Source organism: Janthinobacterium sp. 1L-D-8-B-C4 (genome assembly GCF_057291295.1).
On sequence record NZ_JBXAVX010000010.1, the window covers coordinates 71,405 to 96,865 of the forward strand.

The 25,461-nt window shown below is 60.1% G+C and carries 28 protein-coding genes and 1 tRNA gene; 16 read left to right on the forward strand and 13 right to left on the reverse strand.

From position 1 onward, the window contains the following. Positions 1 to 29 precede the first annotated feature (29 nt). The 4 genes from grxC (at position 30) to AC0Z42_RS17905 (ending at position 2,546) form a co-directional block, all read left to right on the forward strand. Positions 30 to 296, forward strand: coding sequence for a glutaredoxin 3 (gene grxC / locus AC0Z42_RS17890; protein ID WP_308923439.1), 267 nt, complete (start codon positions 30 to 32; stop codon positions 294 to 296). A 171-nt stretch (positions 297 to 467) separates the two neighbouring features. Beyond that, on the forward strand, positions 468 to 938 hold the full coding sequence (gene secB / locus AC0Z42_RS17895; protein WP_485469543.1) for a protein-export chaperone SecB: 471 nt from the start codon (positions 468 to 470) through the stop codon (positions 936 to 938). 114 nt (positions 939 to 1,052) lie between these two features. Beyond that, positions 1,053 to 1,496, forward strand: a complete 444-nt coding sequence (locus AC0Z42_RS17900) for an SH3 domain-containing protein (protein ID WP_485469544.1) — start codon at positions 1,053 to 1,055, stop codon at positions 1,494 to 1,496. A 3-nt stretch (positions 1,497 to 1,499) separates the two neighbouring features. Then, positions 1,500 to 2,546 (forward strand): NAD(P)H-dependent glycerol-3-phosphate dehydrogenase, encoded by a 1,047-nt coding sequence (locus tag AC0Z42_RS17905; RefSeq protein ID WP_485469545.1) that lies wholly within the window; start codon positions 1,500 to 1,502, stop codon positions 2,544 to 2,546. Between the two features lie 6 nt (positions 2,547 to 2,552). On the opposite strand, the gene AC0Z42_RS17910 is transcribed toward AC0Z42_RS17905, so the two are convergent. From AC0Z42_RS17910 to mscL, 4 genes are read right to left on the reverse strand one after another with little or no spacing between them, the layout of a single operon-like run. Further along, complete coding sequence (locus AC0Z42_RS17910; protein WP_485469546.1) at positions 2,553 to 2,897, reverse strand: cupin domain-containing protein; 345 nt, start codon at positions 2,895 to 2,897, stop codon at positions 2,553 to 2,555. A 14-nt stretch (positions 2,898 to 2,911) separates the two neighbouring features. After that, on the reverse strand, positions 2,912 to 3,607 hold the full coding sequence (locus AC0Z42_RS17915; protein WP_485469547.1) for a DUF2461 domain-containing protein: 696 nt from the start codon (positions 3,605 to 3,607) through the stop codon (positions 2,912 to 2,914). Between the two features lie 20 nt (positions 3,608 to 3,627). Next, positions 3,628 to 4,791, reverse strand: a complete 1,164-nt coding sequence (locus tag AC0Z42_RS17920; protein WP_485469548.1) for a Do family serine endopeptidase — start codon at positions 4,789 to 4,791, stop codon at positions 3,628 to 3,630. 39 nt (positions 4,792 to 4,830) lie between these two features. Next, positions 4,831 to 5,283: a large conductance mechanosensitive channel protein MscL gene (gene mscL, locus AC0Z42_RS17925; RefSeq protein WP_485469549.1), complete on the reverse strand. Its 453-nt coding sequence runs from the start codon at positions 5,281 to 5,283 to the stop codon at positions 4,831 to 4,833. Between the two features lie 436 nt (positions 5,284 to 5,719). Between mscL and petA the strand changes: the two genes are divergently transcribed. The 8 genes from petA to AC0Z42_RS17965 all read left to right on the forward strand — a co-directional run bounded on the left by petA (position 5,720) and on the right by AC0Z42_RS17965 (position 11,825). Next, positions 5,720 to 6,328: a ubiquinol-cytochrome c reductase iron-sulfur subunit gene (gene petA / locus AC0Z42_RS17930; protein WP_485469550.1), complete on the forward strand. Its 609-nt coding sequence runs from the start codon at positions 5,720 to 5,722 to the stop codon at positions 6,326 to 6,328. Positions 6,329 to 6,330: 2 nt separating this feature from the next. After that, positions 6,331 to 7,743, forward strand: coding sequence for a cytochrome b (locus tag AC0Z42_RS17935; protein WP_485469551.1), 1,413 nt, complete (start codon positions 6,331 to 6,333; stop codon positions 7,741 to 7,743). Positions 7,744 to 7,779: 36 nt separating this feature from the next. Further along, the gene (locus AC0Z42_RS17940; protein ID WP_485469552.1) at positions 7,780 to 8,544 is read left to right on the forward strand and encodes a cytochrome c1; all 765 of its coding nucleotides are present in this window, start codon (positions 7,780 to 7,782) and stop codon (positions 8,542 to 8,544) included. 120 nt (positions 8,545 to 8,664) lie between these two features. Next, positions 8,665 to 9,276, forward strand: a complete 612-nt coding sequence (locus AC0Z42_RS17945) for a glutathione S-transferase N-terminal domain-containing protein (RefSeq protein WP_008443913.1) — start codon at positions 8,665 to 8,667, stop codon at positions 9,274 to 9,276. Positions 9,277 to 9,381: 105 nt separating this feature from the next. Beyond that, positions 9,382 to 9,897: a ClpXP protease specificity-enhancing factor gene (locus AC0Z42_RS17950; RefSeq protein ID WP_485469553.1), complete on the forward strand. Its 516-nt coding sequence runs from the start codon at positions 9,382 to 9,384 to the stop codon at positions 9,895 to 9,897. Between the two features lie 26 nt (positions 9,898 to 9,923). Then, positions 9,924 to 9,999: transfer RNA gene (locus AC0Z42_RS17955), tRNA-Thr, on the forward strand. A 177-nt stretch (positions 10,000 to 10,176) separates the two neighbouring features. Then, entirely contained in the window at positions 10,177 to 11,112 is a 936-nt protein-coding gene (locus AC0Z42_RS17960; RefSeq protein WP_485469554.1) for a hypothetical protein, read from the forward strand. Then, on the forward strand, positions 11,109 to 11,825 hold the full coding sequence (locus tag AC0Z42_RS17965; protein WP_485469555.1) for a hypothetical protein: 717 nt from the start codon (positions 11,109 to 11,111) through the stop codon (positions 11,823 to 11,825). The genes AC0Z42_RS17960 and AC0Z42_RS17965 overlap by 4 nt, the downstream gene beginning before the upstream one ends. 52 nt (positions 11,826 to 11,877) lie before the next feature. Here AC0Z42_RS17965 and AC0Z42_RS17970 read toward each other — a convergent pair whose 3' ends face one another. Continuing rightward, complete coding sequence (locus AC0Z42_RS17970) at positions 11,878 to 12,444, reverse strand: recombinase family protein (RefSeq protein ID WP_485469556.1); 567 nt, start codon at positions 12,442 to 12,444, stop codon at positions 11,878 to 11,880. Between the two features lie 106 nt (positions 12,445 to 12,550). On the opposite strand from AC0Z42_RS17970, the gene AC0Z42_RS17975 reads away from it, so the two are divergent. Further along, a complete protein-coding gene (locus AC0Z42_RS17975) occupies positions 12,551 to 13,096 on the forward strand; it encodes a hypothetical protein (RefSeq protein ID WP_485469557.1) in 546 nt (181 codons plus the stop codon). A 428-nt stretch (positions 13,097 to 13,524) separates the two neighbouring features. Then, positions 13,525 to 13,788, forward strand: coding sequence for a helix-turn-helix domain-containing protein (locus AC0Z42_RS17980; protein ID WP_485469558.1), 264 nt, complete (start codon positions 13,525 to 13,527; stop codon positions 13,786 to 13,788). A gap of 33 nt (positions 13,789 to 13,821) precedes the next feature. Here AC0Z42_RS17980 and AC0Z42_RS17985 read toward each other — a convergent pair whose 3' ends face one another. From AC0Z42_RS17985 to AC0Z42_RS18000, 4 genes are all read right to left on the reverse strand, one after another. Next, entirely contained in the window at positions 13,822 to 14,151 is a 330-nt protein-coding gene (locus AC0Z42_RS17985; RefSeq protein WP_485469559.1) for a hypothetical protein, read from the reverse strand. A 14-nt stretch (positions 14,152 to 14,165) separates the two neighbouring features. Then, on the reverse strand, positions 14,166 to 15,374 hold the full coding sequence (locus AC0Z42_RS17990) for a hypothetical protein (protein WP_485469560.1): 1,209 nt from the start codon (positions 15,372 to 15,374) through the stop codon (positions 14,166 to 14,168). A 15-nt stretch (positions 15,375 to 15,389) separates the two neighbouring features. After that, positions 15,390 to 17,270, reverse strand: a complete 1,881-nt coding sequence (locus tag AC0Z42_RS17995) for a methyl-accepting chemotaxis protein (protein WP_485469561.1) — start codon at positions 17,268 to 17,270, stop codon at positions 15,390 to 15,392. 303 nt (positions 17,271 to 17,573) lie between these two features. Continuing rightward, on the reverse strand, positions 17,574 to 18,809 hold the full coding sequence (locus AC0Z42_RS18000) for a cytochrome-c peroxidase (RefSeq protein WP_485469679.1): 1,236 nt from the start codon (positions 18,807 to 18,809) through the stop codon (positions 17,574 to 17,576). Between the two features lie 203 nt (positions 18,810 to 19,012). Between AC0Z42_RS18000 and acpA the strand changes: the two genes are divergently transcribed. Then, positions 19,013 to 21,145: an acid phosphatase gene (gene acpA, locus AC0Z42_RS18005; protein WP_485469562.1), complete on the forward strand. Its 2,133-nt coding sequence runs from the start codon at positions 19,013 to 19,015 to the stop codon at positions 21,143 to 21,145. Positions 21,146 to 21,150: 5 nt separating this feature from the next. On the opposite strand, the gene AC0Z42_RS18010 is transcribed toward acpA, so the two are convergent. After that, entirely contained in the window at positions 21,151 to 21,450 is a 300-nt protein-coding gene (locus AC0Z42_RS18010) for a hypothetical protein (RefSeq protein ID WP_485469563.1), read from the reverse strand. A 170-nt stretch (positions 21,451 to 21,620) separates the two neighbouring features. On the opposite strand from AC0Z42_RS18010, the gene AC0Z42_RS18015 reads away from it, so the two are divergent. Further along, positions 21,621 to 22,610 carry an EDSAP-1 family PEP-CTERM protein gene (locus AC0Z42_RS18015; RefSeq protein WP_485469564.1) on the forward strand — a complete coding sequence of 330 codons (990 nt, stop codon included), beginning with the start codon at positions 21,621 to 21,623 and terminating at the stop codon, positions 22,608 to 22,610. A 4-nt stretch (positions 22,611 to 22,614) separates the two neighbouring features. Here AC0Z42_RS18015 and AC0Z42_RS18020 read toward each other — a convergent pair whose 3' ends face one another. The 3 genes from AC0Z42_RS18020 to AC0Z42_RS18030 are packed head-to-tail and all read right to left on the reverse strand — an operon-like array spanning position 22,615 to position 25,454. Further along, entirely contained in the window at positions 22,615 to 23,514 is a 900-nt protein-coding gene (locus AC0Z42_RS18020; RefSeq protein ID WP_485469565.1) for a LytR C-terminal domain-containing protein, read from the reverse strand. A 10-nt stretch (positions 23,515 to 23,524) separates the two neighbouring features. Next, positions 23,525 to 24,463, reverse strand: coding sequence for a type II secretion system F family protein (locus tag AC0Z42_RS18025; protein WP_485469566.1), 939 nt, complete (start codon positions 24,461 to 24,463; stop codon positions 23,525 to 23,527). Positions 24,464 to 24,476: 13 nt separating this feature from the next. Continuing rightward, on the reverse strand, positions 24,477 to 25,454 hold the full coding sequence (locus tag AC0Z42_RS18030) for a type II secretion system F family protein (RefSeq protein WP_485469567.1): 978 nt from the start codon (positions 25,452 to 25,454) through the stop codon (positions 24,477 to 24,479). Positions 25,455 to 25,461 lie beyond the last annotated feature (7 nt).

A 25,461-nucleotide genomic window follows, 5' to 3' on the forward strand; every position in this document is an offset into this window, starting at 1 on the left:
CCACCGAGCACTCACACAAGGAGAACACCATGTCCGTCCCCGTAATCGTGTATAGCACCGCCGTGTGCCCGTATTGCATCCGCGCCGAGCGCCTGCTCGAAGCCAAAGGCGTGACCGTGCAAAAAGTGCGCGTCGACCTCGATCCTGCCGAGCGCGTCAAGATGATGGAACGCACGGGCCGCCGTACGGTCCCGCAAATTTATGTCGGCGACACCCATGTCGGTGGTTTCGATGACCTGTATGCGCTGGATCAAGCCGGCAAGCTGGACCCCTTGTTAAATGGCACGGCAACCTGATATAAAGTGGGGTCGAGAAATTGCTTGGTTTTTGGCGGTATTGTTTTGATACAATTGCCCTCGCACCCCAGCAAGTTGCGCCTATCCGGCACGGTTTGCCGCAAGCACCGTATTTGTACGCACCCTATTTGAACGGTGTGCCGTTCTTGTCCATTACAACGAAAGCGTTCCATGTCTGACGAAAATCTGCAACCAGTCTTCCAAATCCAACGCGTCTATCTGAAAGACATGTCGCTGGAACAACCAAATTCCCCAGCCATCTTCCTGGAACAAGAAGCGCCGGCCATCGAAGTCGCTCTGGACGTGAGCGCCGAGCCTCTGGCCGACGGCATCTTTGAAGCCACCGTGACCATCACCGTGACGGCCAAGGTTGGCGAAAAAGTCGCTTTCCTGGTTGAAGGCAAGCAAGCTGGTATCTTCGAAGCACGCAACATCCCTGCCGATCAACTCGATCCGCTGCTGGGAATCGGCTGCCCGAACATCATCTACCCTTACCTGCGCGCCAACATCGCCGACGTGATCACCCGTGCCGGCTTCCCGCCAGTGCACCTGGCCGAGATCAACTTCGAAGTGTTCTACCAGCAACGTCTGCAAGCGATTGCTGACGCGACTGCAGCAGCGCCTAACGAAACCATCAATTAAGTTTCGGCATGACTCCGCCAACCCGTCCTGGGTTGGCCCGACACGGCGGCTCGCTTGCTCAGGCCGCCGTGTTTCATTCAAGGTTCACCAAACATCATGTTGAAAAGTACGCTCATGAGCAAATTGCGTTGGATCTCAGGCGCCCTGCTGTTGCTGGCTACGGCCACCAGCCACGCCGTCGACTTCAAGACCGTGGGCGCGGCGCCCGTGATACTGTACGACGCGCCGTCGGCCAAGGGCGGCAAGCTGTATGTGGCGCCGCGCGGCATGCCGCTTGAAGTCGTGCTCAGCTACGGCGAATGGGTCAAGGTGCGCGACGCCAGTGGCGAAATGGCCTGGACCGAAGCCAAGGGCCTGTCCGCCAAACGCAACGTGGTGGCGCGCGCCGCCAACCTGAAAGTACGCGCCGGTCCTGACGACACCTCGTCGGCGGTGCTGCTGCTCGACAAGGGCGTGCTGCTGGAAATGAGCGAACAGCCGAGCAGTGGCTGGCTCAAGGTGCGCCACAAGGATGGCCAGACCGGCTACGTCAAGACCAGCGAAGTGTGGGGCCTGTAAGACATGCCAGTTTCCCCTGATACCAGCGCAAGCACCGCCAGCGCGCGCCGCCGTATCACCATTCTCGGCGCCGGCGCCTGGGGCACGGCGGTGGCGATGGCGCTGGCCGCCCGCCACGACGTACTGTTGTGGGGCCGCAACGCCGAGGCCATGGCGGCCATGGCCGCCAGCGGCGAAAACAGCTACCTGCCCGGCTTTGCGCTGCCGCCGCAACTGGCCATCTCCGCCGATTTCGACGCCGCACTCAACCATGCCAGCGGCGAGCATGCCCTGCTGGTTGCCGCCTGCCCGGTGGCCGGCCTGCGCCCGCTGCTGCTGCAGCTGAAAGACAAGCACATCCCCAACCTGGTGTGGCTGTGCAAGGGGTTTGAAAACGGCACCGGCCTGCTGCCACACCAGATCTTCCAGGACATCCTCGGTGACAAGGTCGCTGGCGGCGCCCTGTCCGGCCCGTCGTTTGCGCAGGAAGTGGCGCGCGGCCTGCCATGCGCGCTGACGATTGCCTCACATGATGCGGTGCTGCGCGCCTGCGTGGTGTCAGCCTTGCATGGTGGTAATTTCCGCGTGTATGCCAGCGATGACCTAGTCGGCGTGGAAGTAGGCGGCGCCGTGAAAAACGTGCTGGCGATTGCCACCGGCGTGGCCGATGGCCTGGGCCTGGGGCTGAACGCCCGCGCCGCGCTGATCACGCGTGGCCTGGCCGAAATCACGCGCCTGGGCACGGCCTTGGGTGGCCAGACAGAAACCTTCATGGGCCTGACCGGTATGGGCGACCTGATTCTGACCTGCACCGGTGATTTATCGCGCAACCGCAGAGTCGGCCTGGGGCTGGCGCAAGGCAAGCCGTTGGCTACCATCGTGGCCGAACTGGGCCATGTGGCCGAAGGCGTGCCATGCGCGCGCGCCGTGCGCGAGCTGGCGCAACGCATGCAGGTCGACATGCCGATCACCAACGCGGTGGCCGGCGTACTGTTCGATGGCGACTTGCCACAGGAAATGGTACAGCAATTGCTGGCGCGCGATCCGCGCGACGAAGCCAACCGGGTGTGAGCTGATTCAGCGGCCGGTCTTGGCCAGCAAGATGGTCATCAGCAACAGGCTGTCTTCGCGCGCTTCGAGCGCGTGGGCCTGGCCGCCATTGAGGTACACCATCTGGCCCGGCCCCAGCAGCTGCACGCTGCCGTGGGCGTCGAGCGCCACCTGACCTTGCAGGCACAGCAAGGTGACCTCTCCCAGCACATGATGTTCGGGCATGGTTTTGCCCTTGGGCATGCACATGCGGATCAGTTCCAGCTCGTCCGTCCTGGCCAGCGCAATCGAGGAAAATTGCGTCAGATCCTCGCCGCTGGCGCGCTGCACATCGATTACCTGCCCTGAAGTTGCGTGGTTCAATGCCATCATGCGCTCCTGTTCAGTTAGTCCGCCGCTTCCTCGACTTCCTCTTTGGCACCGCGCATCCATTGGACCAGTGGAAACGCATCCTTCAGGCCTTCGGCCATCAGCGGCAACAGTTTTTCCGGCTCGTTCAATGGCAACGGCAGCTCGGTCCAGACAAAAAAGCTTTTCAGCTTGATGAATTCGATATGTTCGGCATCAGCGTCAAAACCCTTGGGTGGACGCTGCAGCTTGCCCTCGTCCTGGATGGTGCCGAAACGGGCCTTCAAGCGCTTATTCTTGAGCACTTTGGAAAACCCTGGCGCATCGTTGACCATATGCTCGCGCAGCGCCTTCAGCCGGCCAGGCGGCGGCATGTATTCGCCGGCGCCAAACAGCACCTGGCCCTTGCCATCGATCTGCACATAATACGTGGGGCCGCCGGCCTTGCTGGGGCGGCGCATGTCGTTCGGCGCGATCGCCGCCGAAAAACGTGTTTTATACGGGCTTTTGTCATGTGCAAAGCGCACGTCGCGGTTGATGCGGAACATCGCCTTCTTGGGATTACAGAATTTCACAGCCGGATCGAACTTGCCGAGTTCGGCAATCAATGAAGTCACCAGGGCCAGGAATTCCTCGCGCAGGATATCGTAGCGCGGCTTGTTCATCACAAACCAGGGACGGTTGTTGTTTTCGCTCAGTTCACGTAAAAATTGGGTCAAATCACGCACATGCATGTGTCAGTTTCCGATTCTTGCTATTTGTTCAGTTCTTTCGGGGTCGGACGCTTGCCCACCACCACCTCGAGCGCTGCCTCGCGGCTCTTGCGCAGCACCGTCATTTTAGCTTTTTCGCCCGGCGGCAGTTGCGCGATCAAATTCAGCATTTCGGTGGTGTCGCCGACGCTCTTGCCGTCGACGTTGAGCAGGATGTCGCCCGGCTTGATGCCGGCCTTGTCGGCCGGGCCGCCGCGCACCACGCCGGCAATAATGGCGCCGGTGCTGCGCTGCAGGCCGAAGCTTTCGGCCAGCTCCTGCGTGATGTCCTGGGTTTCCACGCCGATCCAGCCGCGCACCACATGGCCGTTCTTGATGATCGCTTCCATCACCGTCTTGGTGGTGGAAACGGGAATGGCAAAGCCGATGCCGACCGAGCCGCCGCTTTGCGAATAGATGGCCGTATTGATGCCGATCAGGTTGCCGCGCGTATCGACCAGGGCGCCGCCCGAATTGCCGAAGTTGATGGCCGCGTCGGTCTGGATGAAGTTTTCAAAACTGTTGATATGCAGGTTATTGCGGCCCAGCGCGGAAATGATGCCCATGGTCACGGTCTGGCCCACGCCGAACGGGTTGCCGATCGCCAGCACGGCGTCGCCCACGCGCGCCTGCTCGGACTGGCCCAGCACGATCACCGGCAGCTTGTCGAGCTTGACCTTGATCACGGCCAGGTCCGTTTCCGGGTCCAGGCCGACCACCTGCGCCGGCGCCTTGCGCCCGTCGGTCAGCACGACTTCGATTTCGTCGGCGCCTTCGACCACGTGGTTGTTGGTGAGAATATAGCCTTCGGGGCTGACGATCACGCCCGAACCGAGGCTGTTTTTCATCGCGCTGCCTTCTTCATCCATGTCCGGCGTGCGTTCGCCGAAGAAACGCTTGAAGAAGGGGTCGCGCATCAGGGGATGGGCGCCGCGCTTGGGCGCCTGGGTGGTCAATATGTTGACCACCGCCGGCATGGCGCGCGCCGCCGCGTCGCGAAACGAGCCCGGCGCCAGGCTGCTCGACGCCGTTTCCACCACGGGGATCGGGGTGGCGGGCGAACCGAGTTGCTGGAGCCGGCTGGCCGGGCGCAAGGCGCCATACACAAAATACAGCGCCAGCGCGATGGTCACGGTTTGTGCAAACAACAACCAGAAACGTCGCATAAAAATCCACCCAAGTCAGCCGGCCCACGCCGGAACGGCTTATTGTGCCAGATCGTTGTTTTTTGGTGCGCCCTTGAGCGAGTCGCGGATCTCGCGCAGCAGCATGATGTCTTCCGGCGTGACCGGTGGCGCGGCCGGTGCCGGCGGCGGCGTATGGGCGCGGCGCGCCTTGTTCATCAACCGTACCATCTGGAAAATGATAAAGGCGAGAATGATGAAATTGAGCAAGATGGTCAGGAAGTTACCGTAGGCCAATACGGCGCCGGCCTTTTTCGCCTCCACCAGGGTCATGGTGGTAGCCTGTCCATTCAGGGGCAGGTAGTAATTGGCGAAATCGAGGCCGCCGAAAATGCGGCCGATCGGCGGCATGATGACGTCTTGCACCAGTGAATCGACAATCTTGCCGAAGGCGCCGCCGATGATGACACCGACCGCCAGATCGACCACATTGCCCTTCATTGCGAATTCTTTGAATTCTTTCATCATTGCCATGAATTTCCCCTTCAGATAAGTATAAAAAAACATGACGATCATACTATTGATTCTGTTTCCACCCGGATTTTGCATGTGCGGTCGCAGCATTCCCGCATGCCGCAAACTTTCTAGTTCGAAAGAACTAGCCACTCCCTGCAAAAGTATATAAATTATGGTACAAGCAACGTTTTGGTTTTATTCGTTGTTTGCTTCACTTATAATTTGCGGTTGCCAGCAGCGGCTTTTTTGCGCTATGACAATTAACAAGAAAATGGCATGGGCTGCGCCATTGACCGAAGTTCCGCAGGGATATTGCCACGTTATCGTACAAAGCGCGTACAAAGCGCATACAAAGAGACGGCGCCTGGCAAACGGTGGGAAAGCGCTTCGGCGACGGATGTTTCGCGGCTGCCATTCATAATAAAGATTCGCATTTTGACTGATTGGGGTTTGCATGAGTAACGAAAAGCAGGTCGATTCAGGCCGCCGCGGCTTGCTCGTCGCCACGTGCGCGGCGGGCAGTGTAGTCGGGTTGGCAACCGCAGGAGCCTTGGTAAGCACCTTCCAGCCGTCGGAGCGGGCGAAAGCCGCAGGCGCGCCGGTCGAAGTAGACATTGCCACCTTGCAGCCCGGCGAAATGCGCACCGTCGAATGGCGCGGCAAACCGGTCTGGATCCTCAAGCGCACGCCGGAAATGGTCGCGTCGCTGAAGAAAACCGACGGCAAGGTCGCCGATGCCAATTCGCAACGCAATCCTGCCGAGTTCACGCCAGAGTACTGCATGAACGAATGGCGCTCCATCAAGCCTGAAATCCTGGTCGCCGTCGGCATCTGTACCCACCTCGGCTGCTCGCCTTCCTCGAAATTTACTCCCGGTCCACAACCTTCCCTGCCCGATGACTGGGAAGGCGGCTTCTTGTGCCCTTGCCACGGCTCGACCTTCGACATGGCCGGCCGCGTGTACAAGAACAAGCCGGCGCCGGACAACCTGCAGGTGCCGCGCCACATGTACCTGAGCGACACCACCCTGGTGATTGGTAAAGACGCGAAAGGCGAGGCTTGATCATGGCTGCTTTCAAAGAAACCAAATTCCCGGCCGATGCGCCGGCCGCGCAAAAAGCAGTGGGCTGGGTCGATGACCGCTTTCCCCTGACCAAGCTGTGGAACGACCAGTGGGGCAAATACTACGCCCCGAAAAACTTCAATTTCTGGTACATCTTCGGCTCGCTGGCGATGCTGGTGCTGGTGCTGCAAATCGTCACCGGCATCTTTTTGACCATGCACTACAAGCCCGATGCGGCGCTGGCCTTCAATTCGGTCGAATACATCATGCGCGAAGTACCGTGGGGCTGGCTGGTGCGCTACATGCACTCGACCGGCGCTTCGGCCTTCTTCATCATCGTCTACCTGCACATGACGCGCGGCCTGCTGTACGGTTCCTACCGCAAGCCACGCGAACTGATCTGGCTGTTCGGTTTCGCCATCTTCCTGTGCCTGATGGCCGAAGCGTTCTTCGGCTACCTGCTGCCATGGGGCCAGATGTCGTACTGGGGCGCCCAGGTGATCGTCAACCTGTTCGGCGCAATTCCCTTCATCGGCCCTGATTTGTCGCTGTGGATCCGTGGCGACTACGTGGTCTCCGACGCCACCCTGAACCGTTTCTTTGCCTTCCACGTGATCGCCATCCCGCTGGTCCTGCTGGGCCTGGTCGCAGCGCATTTGATCGCCCTGCACGAAGTCGGTTCGAGCAATCCGGACGGCATCGAAGTGAAGGAAACCCTGGGCGCCGACGGCCATCCGCTCGATTCGATCCCGTCGCACCCCTACTACACCGTGCACGACCTGTTCGGCGTGTCGATCTTCCTGGTGATTTTCAGCGCGGTAGTGTTCTTTGCGCCGGAAATGGGCGGCTACTTCCTGGAGTACAACAACTTCCTGCCGGGCGACTCGCTGAAAACCCCGCTGCATATCGCGCCAACCTGGTACTTCACGCCGTTCTACTCGGTGCTGCGCGCCACCACCGCCGACTTCATGTACGTGCTGATGGGCGCCGTGGCCGCCTACGTGGTCTTCATCTGGCTCAAGTCGCGCCTGTCGATCAAGGTCAAGACGGCGATTGCCGTGATTGCCCTGCTGGCCATCGTCGGCATGCTGCCACAGGTGCTGGACGCGAAATTCTGGGGCGTGGTGTTCTTTGGCGGCTCGGTGGTGATCCTGGCGTTCTTGCCATGGCTGGACCATTCGCCGGTAAAGTCGATCCGCTACCGTCCGAGCTGGCACAAGATTGTGTATGCCATCTTTGGCCTGTCGTTCCTGATCCTCGGCTACCTCGGCACGCAAGCGCCAACCGACGCCAAGACCATCGTGTCGCAAGTGTGCACCCTGATTTACTTCAGCTTTTTCCTGCTGATGCCATGGTGGAGTGCAATGGGCAAGTTCAAGACCGTGCCGTCGCGTGTGACGTTTCACGCGCACTAAGCCGATCCCACGCCACGCTCAAAGGACATACATCAAATGAAGATTGCAAAAAAACTGCTCGCCATCCTGGCGTTCGTGCCCGCCCTGGCCCTGGCCAGCGAAGGTGGCTTTCCGCTCGACAAGGCGCCTGACCGCCAGACCAACATGGCGGCGCTGCAACATGGCGCCAAACTGTTCGTCAACTATTGCCTCAATTGCCACGCCGCCGTCTCGATGCGCTACAACCGCCTGAAAGACCTGGGCTTGACGGAAGACCAGATCAAGAAAAATCTGTTGTTCTCAGGTGATAAAGTGGGCGACCTGATGACCACGGCGCTGGCGCCGAAGGACGCCAAGGCCTTTTTCGGCGTGGTTCCGCCCGATTTGTCGGTAATTTCGCGCGCGAAATCATCTTCCGCTGGCACAGGCGGCGACTACCTGTATACTTACCTGCGTACGTTCTATAAAGACGACACGCGGCCGACCGGCTGGAACAACATGGTCGTGCCGAATGTTGCCATGCCGCATGTGTTATGGGAGTTGCAAGGTATCCAGACTGCCAAGTTCGTGGAAGAGACTGATCCGCATGATGCGGCCAAGAAAATCCACAAATTTGTCGGCTTCGAACAAGTCAAGCCAGGCACGTTGAACAAGATCGAGTATGACACTGCGGTGGCCGACCTGGTCGGCTACATGGAGTGGATGGCCGAACCGGCACAACAGACACGCAAGCGCCTGGGCGTTTGGGTACTGCTGTTCCTGTCGGCTTTTGCGCTGCTGGCATGGCGCCTGAATGCGTCGTTCTGGAAGGAAGTCAAATAAGTGAGGCGCCGGCTGAAGGCCGGTTAATGCCTGTTTCTGCGTTGTCCGCATGAGTGGACAAGCGACCTGGGGTGAGCCGTTCGCGGCTTCACCCCCTTTGTTTCTAAGGAACTATAAAAAATGATGGTTCTCTATTCGGGTACAACCTGCCCATTTTCGCAACGCTGCCGCCTGGTCCTGTTTGAAAAAGGCATGGACTTCGAAGTGCGCGACGTCGACCTGTTCAACAAGCCGGAAGACATTTCGACCATGAACCCGTATGGCCAGGTGCCGATCCTGGTCGAGCGTGAACTGATTCTGTATGAATCGAACATCATCAACGAGTACATCGATGAGCGCTTCCCGCATCCGCAACTGATGCCGGCCGATCCGCTGATGCGTGCCCGCGCGCGCCTGATGCTGTTCAACTTTGAAAAAGAACTGTTCGTGCACGTGCACGTGCTTGAAAGCGAACGCGCCAAGAGCAACGACAAGAGCCACGACAAGGCACGCGCGGAAATCCGCGACCGCCTGACAACCCTGGCGCCGCTGTTCCTGAAAAACAAGTACATGCTGGGCGACGAATTCTCGATGCTCGACGTGGCTGTTGCGCCGCTGCTGTGGCGCCTGGACCACTACGGCATCGAACTGTCGAAAACGGCCGCGCCGCTGATGAAATACGCCGAACGCATCTTCTCGCGTCCGGCCTATATCGAAGCGCTGACGCCGTCGGAAAAAGTCATGCGCCGTTAAAAGAGTTGCCCGGCAGGCCAAGCTTGCCGGGACATTCTGCGTCCTTTGAAATACCGGTGCACCGCCTTGCAGCAACGGCGGCGCACCCGCCTCACAGTGCCTATCATGTCTGAAATCTCAACCAAACCTTATATGCTGCGCGCCATCTACGAGTGGTGCACCGACAGCGGCTACACGCCCTACCTCGCGGTCAAAGTCGATTCGCGCACCACGGTACCGATGGAATACGTGAAAAAAGGCGAAATCGTCCTGAACATCAGCTTTGGTGCCACCAGCGGCCTGAAGATGGACAACGACGCCGTGCGCTTCCACGCCCGCTTCGGCGGCGTCTCGCGTGAAATCTACGTGCCGGTCGACAACGTGATGGCCATCTACGCCAACGAAAACGGCCAGGGCATGGCGTTCGAACCCGTGCTGGGCAACGACGACCCGCACGGCCAGCCAACCGACAGCCCCGCATCCAGCGACGCGCCACCACCACCGGCCCCGGCAGCGAGCGGCCCGACTCTATCATCGGTCCCGACCGGCAACACCGGATCGACCGAACCACGCGACACGCCGCCCGGCGACGACGAGCCACCAAAAAAAGGCGGCCGCCCGACCCTAACGCGCATTAAATAGCGTATAATTCGCAACGCGCAGTTTCTGCCGACTTAGCTCATTTGGTAGAGCAGTTGATTTGTAATCATCAGGTGGCCAGTTCGAAACCGGCAGTCGGCACCAGAATTCAGTTGGAAAATCAAAGGGTTGCAGGCTGTTGGCTTGCAATCCTTTGTCGCTTTTTTTGAAATTTTTTTTCATGTAGGCGCCATGTAGGTTTTTACTTGACGCTTCTCTTCCTCTAATGCGCTTGTTCCGTGGCAGGAGGATAAATTCGGTCACTAAAGAACTAGGGCTTGCATGCAAATTATTTCTGACGTGTCTCCAGTAGTCCCAGATAGCTCCTTGGCATCCATTACGGCGTGCTTAGGCGAAGCTGCTGCTAAGTACGCACAAAATAAGCATCGTGGGGGCTCAAATGGGAAAAAAGGCAGCCGGTATGAGGATTATTTTCTCGCTTACTCGGTTGCTGAAATTGTGTCCCATAGGCTAGATGGTACTATCCCTGCTTGGCCTTTTTTACGTGGACAAACCTATGGGTTCGTCGACGATATGATGGTCAGTAGCAGCGAAGCAAACAGTTACTATCAGTTGAAAAATGTTGCATCAATCTCGTGGACAACTGGCGACCATCCTATAGCAACGGACTTTTCTTATCAGTACGCAGTTGCTAGCTATGAAAAACAGGCGAACCCGACTACTCATCTAGTTGTTGCAAATGCTGCGCAACAGACTGCGTTGCAGGACTCAATGCCAGGTGATATAGCGCCTCACTCTACGGTTCGATATTTTCCTTACAGCGAGTCAGTCAACAGATTGGTCTTGGAAAATGAGTCACTCCATCCTGTGCTGAAGCAACTGTCAAAGTCTAAAACGCCGTGTGCAGACGAGTTAACCGGGGTGCTAGGCGTTCTGATCATGGGTTGTCTTGATCATCCCGAAGGCGCCAGTGTCGAGGCAATTTTGAAGTCGGTCAATCGGTTTCATCCTAACCAAATTCGCTTAATCGAACTGGTTGAGGCGCCGGTTATCCTAAGCGTTCGCTTCAAAAGCATTCTTGATGGAATTGCAGGATTGACGTACGATGTAAGCAAGGGGTTCTTTAACTGGTCAGCGTTTGGCACCACAGGTGTGTTTGGTTTTAGCTGCAATGACCCACAGTTCGTACAATTTCAAGCAAACGTCGAGCAAGTGCAGCCAACAACATTTGATGGCTTTGAGGAGCTTCTCCCATGAGAACTTTTACCCATTTTTCCTATGAAGACCCTGTAGCTAAGCAGCTCGTGGACGAGTTGCACACCATTCAGGGCAATCCGATGAAGTACCAAGAGCATATGTTGCAAATTGGTAGGCATCTGGGTGCTGGCATCATTCCAAAGTTGCCTAAAAATCAAAATTCTGCGATTTGTGTTGTATGCACAGTCGAAGACGCGGATTTCTTAGCACGGGGTCTCATTGAGGCTTTAGAGCAGGATGGGTTTGCCGAGCGTGTTCACTTAGTTTGTCTCTGGAATGAAAAAATCCGGGAAAATGGAGTATCGCTTTCCCCAATAAGCCGCCAGTATAAAGAAGAGTTTCCACCGGAGAATTCAATATTTATCGTGGTGAAATCAATCATCTCGGGTGCATGTGTAGTTAAGACCAATTTAACAAGAGCTGTTTCTTTTTCGCAACCCTCACGCATCATTGTAGCCTCACCTGTCATGCTAATCGGAGCAGAAGGTCGGTTGGAGAGGGAATTCCCGCCAGCTATAAGTGCGAAATTTGAATATGTTCACTTTGTTACTGATACGGAGAAAGACAAAGACGGCGAGAATGTGTTGCCTGGCATTGGTGGCTCATTGTATGAGCTGCTGGGCTTAGGGAACCAGCACGAGAAAAATAAGTACGTTCCATCAATCGTCAAGGAACGGCGTAAAAGATTGTTTCCCGCAATTGCTATTGCATAATTTCGGGAAAAAAGGCCTAACATTTCTTGTTAGGCCTTTTTTACGCCTAAGCTCATGAAGGCTTTACAACGCTTAGAATGTTTGCGCGTGATACCTGGTACGTACGTGCCAGTGCACTAACACTTTCACCAGCCACGTACTTAGCCGTGATTTCTACACGTTGCTCAACTGTGGTCTTCGACGGGCGCCCCAGCGTTTTACCTTCGCTCTTCGCGCGCGCCAAGCCCGCCTGCGTGCGCTCCACCAGCAAATCGCGCTCCATCTCGGCCACAGCTGCCAACATGGTCATCATCATCTTGCCGGCTGGCGAGGTCAGGTCCAGCTTGCCCAGCTGCAGGACAATGACGGCAATCTTGCGGGCTGCCAGCAGCTTGACCGTGGCGCCGACGTCCTGCGCGTCGCGGCCCAGGCGGTCGAGCTTCGCCACTACCAGCGTTTCGCCATTGCGAATCTGCGCCAGCAGCGCGGCAAACTCCGGGCGCTCGCTGGCGCTGGTCTTGCCACTGATGGTATCCGCATACCAGTAATCGACATGGTGGCCGGCCGCTTCAATTTCCATCTTCTGGTTGTCTGCGGTTTGCTCTTTGGTGCTGACGCGGCCGTATGCGAAGGTTGCCATGATGTTACTCCGGTTAAGACTGTTAGAAAACACTGTTAGAATATATCTACCTGTTAGAAATAGCAATCCCTATATTTCCAACATAGATTTATGTTGATGTTTGTAGATGTTAGAAATCGTTCGTTTTCTAACACCTTCTCGCTTAAGCTATACTTGCCTTTTTGAGAACGAAGAGGGTATCGTGACTTTAGACTTCAACGCGCCGTTAGCTGGGGTGACCCTGCTTCAAGTATTTACAATTGCGATTGCCACTGTCGGCGCGGTGCTGGGGGTGGTGAACACTTGGGCCAGTGTGGACAAATCAAGGATGAAACTCCGGGTCAGGCCAGCTCACGCAATTCCTTATGGTGGAGCACCTCAACACATAGGCATGAGTATTACTGTAACGAATCTCAGTGCATTCGCTGTCACTATCAACGAGGTCGGGATACTTTATCGGAAGGCTGCGAATCGGGGTGCAATTATCACGCCGATTTTAGGCGATCATGGCGAATGGCCCAGACGACTGGAGCCAAGGTCATCCGTAACGATTTATGCACAGCGGCCGGAGCCGAATACGCGTGGCATTAAATGTGCCTACGCGACAACTGCATGTGGAGTAACGAAAAAGGGAAGTTCCCCCGCCCTTCGACAAATGGCGCGTGAAGGCTAACGTCCGCTGATTTGGGACTATCTTCAGGTGAAGCGCAACTACAGGCCAGCAAGGCGCGCCAGCGGCTCGTGAAAGCGATTAAGGATTTCGGTATCGGTCTGAGCGGCAATTAATCCTGTGCGCTGGCACTGCTTGAAACCAACTCAAAACTAAGCAGGTCACCGCAATTGCAGCCGAACAGTGCCAGCAACTGGATATCCACGAAGGCGCTGCATTTCCCCGAAGATGCTCACATAGTTTAATGAGCACCTTCGACGTTTTTTGAGCACCTTCGGGAATTGGCCAGTCACAGCGGCCAGGTCCAGCCTCTTTCATACCTCCCTTGATTGCCACCACACCAAGGGCATCTACTTTATCTGCTTGCCAGCTATCTGTAATATATCTGTTTTTCAGATAAAATCGATATATCTGAATAACGGATACCATACATGTCTTTCTCGCCCACCACCCAACGTCTTCTCACAGCGTCGCAGCTCGGCCAATTGCTCGCATCGACCCGCAAACAACACAAAATGACTCAGGCGACTGTGGGCATTCGCGTCGGCTTGAGCCAGAACCGCATCTCGCACCTGGAGAGCCATCCTGATGAAATCAGCGTCAAGCAGTTACTCAGCTGGTGCTCCGCACTCGAGCTCGAGCTGCAACTGGGCGAGCGCGATACGTCCGCTGCAAGCAGTTCGGCCGAGTGGTAGCCATGGGTCGCAGCGCATGCTGACCGTCCTGCCTCAATACCGCATCGCCGGCATGCCACTGGCGGCGATCAGCGCCAGCGCAATCGGGCCGGCCATGCCCAGCACGGTGCCGCAGATGATGCCGGCGCTCCACCACCAGGTTTTCCAGCGCGCCAGCAGCAGGGCCACCACGATCTGCGCCAGCATGGCCAGCACATAGAGAGGGAAGAGGCCGATCTGGTTGAGTTCCAGCCAGAACGGTCCGCTGTAGTCGCGCAGATTCCAGCAAATGGCGCTCCAGGCCACCACGATCAGCAGCGCGAGCAGCATGCCGCGGCCGAAGCGGCGCCAGTGGCCATCAGGATGCTGCGGGTTGTTTGCCATGTTTTTTCCCTGGTTCAGAAATAATAACCCGCCTGCAGGTTGATCCTGCGCGTGTAGCCATCGTGTACGCTGGAGGTCGAGGCCAGCCCGTCGCCGTCCGGCGACAGGTAGGGGTGGTGCTTGCCCAGCATGAAATCGGCATAGAACACCCATTTGCCGGTTGAAAAAGTCAAGCCGCTGACATTCTGCACCGAACTTTTGTAATTGCCGACACGCTTGCGCAGGATGCTGTAGTCGTTGTACAGCTTGAAGCCGCCCAGCGGCCCCAGGGTACCCGGAATATCATAGCTGAGGTTGGCGATATAGATATCGCCTTTGGACGCCACCGGGTAGGGATAACCGAAGGCGCCCAAGATGACAAAGCTGTTCGAATCGAGCCCGCCATAGGTCTGGTTCGCGCCGTGGCTGGTGCCGTAGCTGTAGCGCAAGGCTTCCAGCATGACATTCCATGGCCCGGTGCCGCCCCGGTAGTGCAGCGCCACGGCATTGCGGCGGGTGTCGCGTCCTTCGCTGCGGGTGTCGTTACGGATGGTGCCGGTCAGGCCGGACAGCCCCACTTCATGCTGCCCGGCGCTGCCGATGTGCGCCACCACGCGGCCGGTGAAGGTCATGCGTTCGTGGTCGCGCTGGCCGGTGGCATACCCCTGCTGGGCGTCGTCGGGCACGATATTGTACGAGTAGCGATTCGAGGCGCCGGCCGTATTGCTGCCGCCGCCATAGGAGCCGCCGTCGCGCGGGAAAAAGCCCAGCTGCCACTCGACGGGGCCGGGCCGGCTGGCGTAGGTCAGGCCGAGATCGTACTTGTCCTCGAAACCGGTATAAAACGCCATCGACTCATAAAAATTATTGGACGCGAACGGCTGCAGCCCGAACGGGTTTTTCACCAGGCCTGCTTGCACCGTGCTCTTGTCGGCCAGGCGCATGCCGACCCAGCCGTGATGCAGGAAGTGCTGCCAGTAGCCGCCCTGCCCCTTCGGGTAGCGGTTGTAGCGGTATTGCGCCGAGCCGAGCAAGGTGCCGTCGTCGTAATTGACGTCCAGCCGGGCTGTGTCCAGGCCGACGAAACCGCTTGGATAGTCGTCCTGCCAGCTCTTGTAGACATAATTGAAGCGGACCGCGCCGCCGACGGTCCAGGGCGACTTGGCCACTTCCTCGGCCGCTACGGCGTTACACAGCAAGATCAACGCCCCGGCCAGCAGCGCGCCACGATAGTTTGCAGACATGGTCAATCTCCCGTATCAGTGCAGGCGCAGCGCATCGCGCGAGCCGGCCTGTGGCGCCCGCGCCGGCGAGGTCAAAGCGTTGCCTTCCATCTGCGGCAGCTTGAAGCCTGCCACCACCTCGGCCAGTGCGCTGGCTTGCTGCTGCAGCGATTGCGCGGCGGCGGCGGCCTGCTCGACCAGGGCGGCATTCTGCTGGGTGTTTTCATCCATTTGCGTCACCGCCGTGCCCACTTCGGTGATGCCGCTGCTCTGTTCATGGCTGGCACTGCTGATCTGCCTGACGATGGCAGCGAGCTTGCCGATGCTGTCGACCACTTCCGTCATGGTCACGCCGGCGCTTTCCACCAGCCGGCTGCCCGCGTCGACCTGGGTCACGGAGTCGCCGATCAGCGCCTTGATCTCCTTGGCCGCTTCGGCCGAGCGGCCGGCGAGCGAGCGCACTTCGGTCGCCACGACCGCAAAGCCGCGGCCCATTTCGCCGGCCCGCGCCGCTTCCACGGCGGCATTGAGGGCGAGGATATTGGTCTGGAAGGCGATGCCGTCGATGGTGCCGATAATGTCGACGATCTTGCGCGAGGCAGTATTGATATCACCCATGGTTAGCACCACCTGCTGCACCACTTCGCCACCGCGCCCGGCCACCTGGGTGGCGCTGGCGGCCAGTTCGTTGGCTTGCTGGGCGTTTTCGGCATTCTGCTGGACAGTGGCCATCAGTTGCTCCATGGCCGCCGAGGTTTCTTCCAGCGCGCTCGCTTGCGACTCGGTGCGCGTCGACAGGTCACTGTTGCCAGCAGCGATCTCGCCCGAGGCGGTGCGCACCGTATCGGACGCAACACGGATTTGCAGCAGCACGGCGGCGATCTTGTCGGCGAAACGGTTGAAGGCGCTGGCAATTTGCGTCAGCTCGTCGCGGCCGGACGCATCCATGCGCCGCGTCAGGTCGCCCTCGCCGGAAGCGATGTCTTCCAGCGCGTCGCGCACCAGCAGCATGCGGCGCAGCTGGCGGCTGACGAACACCGACATCAAGCCGCCAGCGGCCAGCAGGCACAACACCGTGATGATGACCGTCACGCGCAGCATCGTCCTCAAGGTCGCCGTGGCCAGGCCGCGGTCGACCGCCGTCAGCAGTATCCATGGCGTGCCCTCGACCTTGGCGGCATACACCATCTGCGTGGCGCCGTCGATCACCAGTTCAGCGTGCTCGCCGCCCTGCACCAGGCGCGCCAGCAGCGCAGCATCGAGCCCGGCGGCCAGGTCGGTCAGCGGCTTGAGGGTCAATTCCTTGCGCGCGTGCGCCAGGATGGTGTTGTTGGTGCCATCGACCAGCACCGCAAAACTCTTTTCCGTAGGGTGGATGGCGTTGACTTTCCTGACCACCGAGGTCAGCTTCGCATCAGCACTGACCACGCCGGCCAGCGCACCGCCAGCCTGGGTGAACACGGGTTCGACGAAGCTCACGTACAGTTCGCCGGTATTGGCATCGGCATACGCTGGCGTGATGGCGGGGCCGCCGGTCGATGCGGCCAGCTTGTACCAGGGGCGCGTGGTGCCGTCAAAGTCCGGCGGCACTGTCCAGCCGCTGTAGACAGCCCGCTTGTCGCTCATGGCAAAGCCCACCGAATCCATGGCCCCGGCCTGGCGGGCCGTATCGAGCGCGGGCTGCGGGTCCGCCTGGGCCACCGCCACCTTCAGTGCGCTGGCAATGCGCTGCTTGTCCTGCACCCATTCGGTCAGCTCGCGCGCATACTGGCGCGTGACATCGCCGATCTGCTTGTCCAGCGAGGTGAGCACATTGGCCCGCACGGTGACAAAGGTCACCGACGAGAGGAGTACCAGCGCGACTGCGACGATGGCAATGGCAATGGCGATAAGACGCGCACGCAGGGTGTGGAACATGGCAACTCCAGAAGGGAAAAGGGACGCAGCCAACAAGAAAAGTCCACGCTGTCGTGCGAGCACGAAGCCCGGATTCAGCTATGCCTGCCACGCATACAGTTAAACTCAGTGCAGCATATTGCGTCAAGTCAACTATTTTCTATTGCTGGCAGTTATGACAAGAGTGTGGTGAAACTGCAAATTCACCGTCTCCTGAGCAGAAAAGATAGGCGATGACGTGCTGCCCGCGTTAGGATTGTCCGGGCAGGCACAGCAACGTTTCGCCATTGCCCCGATGCAGGTCACGCCGGCGCCGCTGGCGACTTAAGCTGCCGGCACCTTGTACCCATCCGTCAAGGTTTTCAGGAACACGATCACATCCGCAATCTCCTTCTCGTTCAAGGCTAGGGCCTGGCCCTTTTGCCGGTCAAACGGCGCCACGACATTGACATTTGCCTCCAGGCCCGGCGGCAGGTCATCGTATTTGTGCACGCTGCCATCAATGTTCTTCGGATACCATTTTTGCGGCGCCGTGTCGCGCTGCACATAGAAGCGCAGCACCTGTTCCAGGCTGGTAAAGCTGCCGTTGTGGAAGAAGCTTTTGCGCAGCGCGACGTTGCGCAGGGACGGCGTCTTGAAGCGGCCGCAGTATTCCTTGTGGTCCTTCAAATCCGTGCGGTCGGGGCCGCACAGGCCCAGGTCAAAGTAGTGCGGGTCGGCGTTGACGGGCAGCTTGTTGTTGCGCGGCACGCCGATGTTGATCAGGCCGTAGTCGGTAAATTGCGGGAAGGCGCCGCCGGGGGTGATCTGGCTGATATGGCAGGAGGCGCAATTGCCCTTGGTCTCGTCGTTGAACAGGGCCAGGCCGCGCAGTTCCTGCGGACTCAACTTGACCTGCTTGCGCAAAAAGGCATCGTACTTGCTGGTGTAGGGATAAAAATCGGCCGGGCTTTCCTGGAACACTTCCAGCGACATCAGCGCCTGGCGCAGTGCCTGTTCGGGTTGCTCGAATATTTTCTCGCCATAGGTTTTGCGAAACTGCGCCGCCAGCGGGCCGTGCCGCAGTTTGTCGACCACGGCGGCGGCGTCAACGTTGCCCATCTCATGTTTTGACAGCAGCGGCGTCAATGCCTGTTCGTGGCCGGACTGGGCGCGGCCGTCCCAGTTGCGACCACCGGTCGGTCCCGCGTCGATGCTGTCGTCGCCATCGTCGTCATGGAAATGTTCGGTGAATGAGGGCGCGTTCTGCAGATAGCGCAGCGAGGGCGCGGCGCGCGTGCCGGTGTCTTTCAGGTCCGGGCCACCGAGCTGCACCGCCAGGCTGTTGGGCGGGCCATAGGCATGCTCGGGACTGTGGCAGCTGGCGCACGACAGCTTGCCCGACACCGACAGGCCGGGCTCGAAAAACATGGCGCGGCCCATCGCCGTCATGTCGGCCACCGAAGGCTGGTGCTGCGCTGGCGCATAGGCGGCATTCAGATAGGCCGGTGCGGCGGCAGGCTTGGGATCTTGCTGTGGCTGGCAGGCGGCCAGCATTAGCAAAAATGGCGTGAACTTCATCATGGCGGCAACTGACAGCTGTGAACATGGTCGGGCAGCGTAGCAACACCATATGACAGCTGCGTGACAAATCGGCCGCAAATGCCGCCCGAACATTACCGCATGTATCGCATGTAACGAAACATGGACATGTCACGCAGCTGACATATTGCCTGCCTAGCATGCGACGTTTTACACCCTTTCGTCACCCATAAGGCATGAGCATGAAACCGCACGCAAGACCTGCATTACGTCCCCTCCCCGTACTACTGGCGCTGGCCTTGGGCGCCGGCCTGGCAGCCTGCGGCAGCAATTACGCGCTGGCCCCCACCACCAGGGGCCAGGTGATCGGCAGCTACTATGAGAACGCCCAGGTCTGCCTGGAAAGCACGACGGCCAAACTGACCTGCGCCAGCGATTCGGCTCCCGTGCGCAGCACCGCCGACGGCAGCTTTACGGTGATGGGCGAAGGCGCCGTGCTGGCGCTCATCGGCACCGATGCGATCCGCCATGAAGTGGTGGGCGACGCCGGCAGCAAGGTAACGCAAAAACTGCTGCTGCGCGCACCCGCCGGCCATGCGGCATTTGTCAGCGCCCTGTCGACCGAACTGGCACAGGTGATGGATGGCAATGGCGGCGACTTTGCCGGCGCCAGCAACAAGCTGGCGGCGCGCATCGGCGTGTCGGAAACTGCTCTGGCCTCGGACTTCAACAAGGCCAGCGGCGACGAACTGGCAAAACTGAAAGCGGAAAACACCAGCGTGACGGCGGTGATCGCCGGCGCCAGCGCCCAGGCGGCGCCGGCCGATGCGCTGGCCGCCCTGAACAGCGGCCTGGCGCTGAACAATATCCAGACCATCGTCGTGATCTATGCGGAAAACCGCGGCTTCGACAATCTGTACGGTCTGTTCCCGGGCGCCAATGGTGTGCCGGGCGTGAATCCGACTTCGACCTCGAGCTATGTGCCACAAAAGGATATCGACGGCAGCGTCTTGCCGGTGCTGCCACCGACCTGGGGCGGCATGACGGCCGCCGGCCAGAGCACGGTGGTGACGCAGGCGCAATCGGCCAACCTGGCCAACAAACCGTTCCAGATCGACGACGCCAACAGCCCGATCAGCCTGCCGCAGTCCGTCATCACGCGCGACCTGGTGCACCGTTTTTATAACAACCAGATGCAGATCAATGGCGGCGCCAACGACAAGTTCGCGGCCTATTCCGACGCCGGCGGCCTGTCCATGGGTTACTACGACGGCAGCAAGATGAAGCTGTGGGATATCGCGAAGCAGTATGCGCTGGCCGACAACCTGTTCATCGGCGCCTTCGGCGGCTCGTTCCTGACGCACCAGTACCTGATCTGCGCCTGCGCGCCGACCTATCCGAATGCCGACACCTCGGTGGCCAAAGGCTCGATCTCGAAGATCGACGTCGACGCCAAGGGCAACTTCGTGCGCCTGACGCCGGCCGCCACCTCGCCCGCCACCGTATTGAATGGCGCGCCCGTCTACGCCAATGACAATACCTTGACGCCAGCCGACAGCAGCGGCATGTTCTACGCCGTCAATACCATGCAGCCGGCTTTCCAGCCGAGCAGCAATGCGCCGGCGTCCGGCGACAGCAGCAAGCTGTATGCCGACACCGGCAAGGCCAATACCTTGCCGCAGCAGACGCAGACCAATATCGGCGACCTGTTATCAGGCAAAAACATCGACTGGGCCTGGTATGCCGGTGCCTGGAAAGACACCACTGCGCTGGCCACGGCCAGCGCGCGCGGCAGCAGCTTTCCAAGCCCGCCAAACTTCCAGTTCCATCACCAGCCATTCAATTATTTTGCCAGCATGGACCCGGTCAAGGCGCCAGCCTACCGCGCCGCGCACCTGCGCGACTTCGACAGCCAGTTCATGACGGATGCGGCCGCCGGCAAGCTGCCACCGGTGACCTTCTACAAGCCGCAGGGCAACCTGAACCAGCACGCCGGTTATGCCAGCGTGGCCGATGGCGACGCGCATATCGCCAGCGTCATCGCGCAGTTGAAGAAGAGTCCGCAATGGAAGAACATGCTGGTGATCGTCACCTACGATGAAAACGGCGGCTTTTATGATCACGCGGCGCCACCGAAAGGCGACCGCTGGGGTCCGGGTACGCGCGTGCCGGCGATCCTGGTGTCACCGTACGTGAAAAAGGGCCTGGTCGACCATACGCAATACGATTCGGCTTCGATCCTGCGCGCCATCACGCACCGCTTCTCGCTGCCCGTGCTGGACGGTTTGAGCACGCGCGACAAGGCGCTGGTGGCCAATGGCGGCAAGCCGATGGGCGACTTCAGCGCGGCGCTGGCCTTGCTGCCGCAGGAGTAAAGGCCTCAGCGCTTGCGGCTGTCGAGCCAGTCCTGGCCGCCAGCCGCCAGGGCGGCAGTGATCACTTTTTCGGGCAGGCTGTAGACGGTGGCCCAGCTGGCGCGGCCGTCTGCCGTGTTGGCTGGAAAACTGTGGGTCTCGATCGGCCAGTGATACTTGCGTTTCAATGCCTTGACGATGGCCGCCAGCGAGACGCGGCCCTGCAGCGGTTCGGCGCCGGCCTGGTCCTGCTGCGACAGCAGCACGGCCAGGACCTGGCCGCGGCCCGTGCGCACGCCGGGGAAAGTGGGAGATTTTTTTGCCATCGCCTATTTTAACGGCCCGCGAGGCTGGCAAGGCGTGGTGTCGGCATTTCTTACAATTAGCTCATTCTTGTCCAGCCGTTTGACACAAGCCCTTGATACAACTCGGTTTTTTTGCTTGGCACGCAAGCTGCTTATCCAGGTCAACCCCCGACCACGATAATGAGGCTGCGATGAACATCGATCACCCACGAAGCAAGACCATGAGCCTGTTTGGCGCACTGGTAGCGGCCGGCATGCTGGTCACCGGCCAGGCCCAGGCCGGCGCCTATGGCCTGGCAGTCAACGACCTGAATAGTTTCCGCATCACCACCAGCGCCGGCACGCTGTCGCTGACGGGAGCCAATCGCAATGCCAGCGACAGCACATATTTTGAGGGCGCGGCAGCGGTCAATCCGCGCGCCGTCAACACCGGCCCTGCCGCCAATGCCGATGTGCTGCAAGTGTGTGCCGGCAACGGTTGCGCCGGCCTGGCGCAAAATAACTACGCCCCGACCACCGCGCTGGAGTTTGCCCGTGGCGACGCGCATGCCTTCGGCAATATGCTGACCGCTGCCGGCTCCACCGTGCGGGCCGTGTCGGAAGCGCAGCGCGATACGGTCGGTGCCGCTTCGTCGACAGCCGGCGACACCCTGACCGGCTCGGTCAACCTGACCCTGTCGAGCGCCGGCTTCATCACCTTCAGCTTCCTGGCGCGGCGCGACCTGCGCAGCAGCGTGACCACCTTGGGCGACAAGTCGAATGTGTCGATCATGGATATTTTCAGTATTTCCTGCAATGCCGCCAGCCCGGCAGGCTGCGCCCCGCGCGCCACCTCCGACGGCGTGGTATTCCAGTTCGCGCCGGATGGCAACCCGAACAATGGCAGCGACGTCAACGGCAACCATGGCGCTGGCTCTGGCAGCCTCGACCCCTTCAGCCTGAACATGACAGCCGGCACCAATGACCCGGGCACCTCGCGTACATTCACGAATGCCTTTGCGCAGTTTTCGCTGACCTCGAATTTTGCCTTGCCGGCTGGCAGCTACACGCTGAATTTTTCCAAATCCACGCGTACCGATATCGTCGTGATCGAACAGGTACCGGAACCGGGCACGCTGCTGCTGCTGGGCATCGGCCTGGCGGCGCTGGCAAGTACGCGCCGCCGCCAGGATCGCGCGTGATGCATCAACCGAGCCGCGCCAGCGCCTGGCGCGCCAGTGCCAGCTGCTGCACATAGTAGCGGTGCAGCACGGCTGGATCGATATCGCGTCCAAGGATCAGGCGCAGTTCGCTGGCCGGGCAATCGGCGGCCACAAACTCGACATTGGTTCCCAACTGGCGTGCCAGCCGGCGCGCTGCCTGCCGCTGCGCCGGACGGTATTCGACGCGCGTGCGCGCCACCCGGAACGAGGACGCATTTCCGGTACGAACCACTTGCAAGGGACTGCTGGCCAGGCTGCGCGCCAGCGCCGCCGCCATGCCCGGCTTGCCATTCCCATTGAGAATTTCCAGCCGCAGGCGCGGCGCCTCTGGTGCGCTGGCCGCCGCCACGCGCTGCAGGCGCGCCATGCCGTCGCTTTGCGTGATCTCGATGCGGTCCATGGCGGGTGCGCCAGCCGCTGCCGCAATCACCGGCGCTGCCGCCGGCAAAGTCTCGGCAGGCGGCGTAGCAGCCACCCGCAGACCTTGCGCCTGCGCCAGCACGCGCGCCGCTCGTTCGTGCTGTCCCAGCCTGGCCAGTACCTGCGACAGGCGCTGCCACGCCAGCGCATTGAGCGGGTCGAGCAGGCAGGCTTTTTCCAGTACCGTCAAGGCGTCGGCGTCGCGCCCGGCCAGCGCATAAGCATGGCCCAGGTTCCTGAGCAGATAGGCATGGCGCAGCGCTGGCGGTTCACCGCCAGCGAGCAGCGCTTCCCAGATGGCGACGGCCTGCTGCATTTCGCCGCGCTGCGCATGCAGCACGGCCTGGCCATTGCGATCGGCCAGCGCCAGGGGAACCGGGCCAGGCGCGGTAACGGGACTGGCGCAAGCGCCCAGCAGCAAGCAAGCACTGGCAGCGGCCAGGCGCGATAGCGAAAATGACATAGGATTCCTTTTATCGGTTGGCCATGGCCGGCACCAGCACGCGGTAGACCTCGATCACGGCAGGGCCCATCAGCACCAGCATCAAGGTAGGAAACACACAGAAAATCAGCGGAAACAACAATTTGAGGGCGATCTTGGCGGCCGCCTCTTCGGCCAGCAGGCTGCGCTTGCCGCGCAGGTTATCGGAATGCACGCGCAGCGAATCGCCCATGCTGGTGCCGAAACGCTCGGACTGGATCAGCATGGCCACCAGCACGTCGACATCCTCCACGCCGCTGCGCAGGGCCAGGTTGCGCAGCGCCTTTTCCTTGGTAAAACCGGCGCGCATTTCCATCAGCACCAGTTGCAGTTCCTGCGCCAGCACCATGCTTTTGATATGGATTTCAGCCGACACTTTCACCAGTGCGCGCTCCAGGCTCAGGCCCGCTTCGACGCAAACGGTCAGCAGGTCGAGCGCGTCGGGGATATTTTCAAAGATGTCGCGCTGGCGCCGCCTGGCGGTGCTGGCCAGGATCAGGTTCGGCAGGTAATAGCCGATGGTGGCGCTGACGCACAGGAAAAATAATAAAACGCTGCGCATGCCGGCCGCCATGCTGCTGGCCGCAAACAGGCCCAACACGGTGGGAAACAACAGGGCCAGCACTGACTTGGCGGCAAAATACAGCGCCGGCGCGCTGGCCTGGCGCCAGCCTGCATTCATGAAACGGGTGCGCAGCGGCGAGCGCTCCCAGCCTTCCTCGGGCAGCGACAATTTTGAAAACGGCTTGGCCACGCGCGCTACCCGTTCCACCCAGCCCTGCTCCAGCACCACCTCGCTGGCGACCGGCGCGGTGGCGCCAAACAGGCGCTGGCGCAAACTGCCCGGAAAGAAAATCAGCGACGCCGCCACCGCCAGGCCCGCCACCACGGCAAACACGATCACAAGAAACAGCAGTTGCTGGCCGGTCATGACATGCTCCTTCTCAAATACGGATTCGAATCACTTTGCGCATCCACACTACGCCCAGCGCCACCATGCCGGCGGCATACCACAACAGGCGTATGCCGCTGGGGTCGGTCCATAGCAGGCTGATGTATTGAGGGTTGACCAGCGACATCACGCCGATCATCACCACCGGCATCAGGCCCAGCACCCAAGCCGACATGCGTCCTTCAGCCGACAGCACGCGCACCTGTCCCAGCAATTTCAGACGCGCGCGGATGATGCGGGCGATACTCACCAGCACTTCGGCCAGGTTGCCACCCGATTCGCGCTGCACCAGCACGGCGATCACCAGGTAGCGCAAGTCGGTCAGCGGGATGCGCACAGCCAGGTTCTGCAGCGCTTCATTCATCGGCACGCCGTAATTGATCTCTTCATGGGCCAGCTTGAATTCGCCGCTGATCGGTTCATTCAATTCGTCGCCCACCATTTGCAGCACGTTTGAAAACGAATGGCCGGCACGCAGCGCGCGCGCCAGGAAATCAGCCGCCTCCGGCAGTTGCGCCTCGATCTTTTGCAGCCGCGCCGCGCGCGCGCGCAGCAGGAACAGCGGCGGTCCGCCAGCGGCCATCGCCAGCAGCAGCAACACGCCCGGCAAGGGCATCTGCCAGGCGGCCAGCAGCAGCAGCGCGGCCAGCAGCACGCCGCCGGCGATGGCCAGGAACTGTGCCACCGACGACGCCAGGCCCGCCTGCAGCAGCAAGCGGTCGAGCGCCTCGCATTGCGGTATTTTGCGCAGCAGGCGCTCCAGGCCAGGTGCGCGCGCGTAGCGGCGCTGCTTGAGGATCGATACCCGTTCGCCACCGGCCTCGCCGCGTGCGGCCATCAGGCGCAAGCGCCGGCTGATGCGCCGCGCCGCGCTGCCGTGCGTGCCCGACCACCACAGCCAGGCGCCTTCCACCATCAGGATGCAGGCGGCGAACAGGACGACGACAAAACCGTAGAAGACCAGGTCCATGATGGCT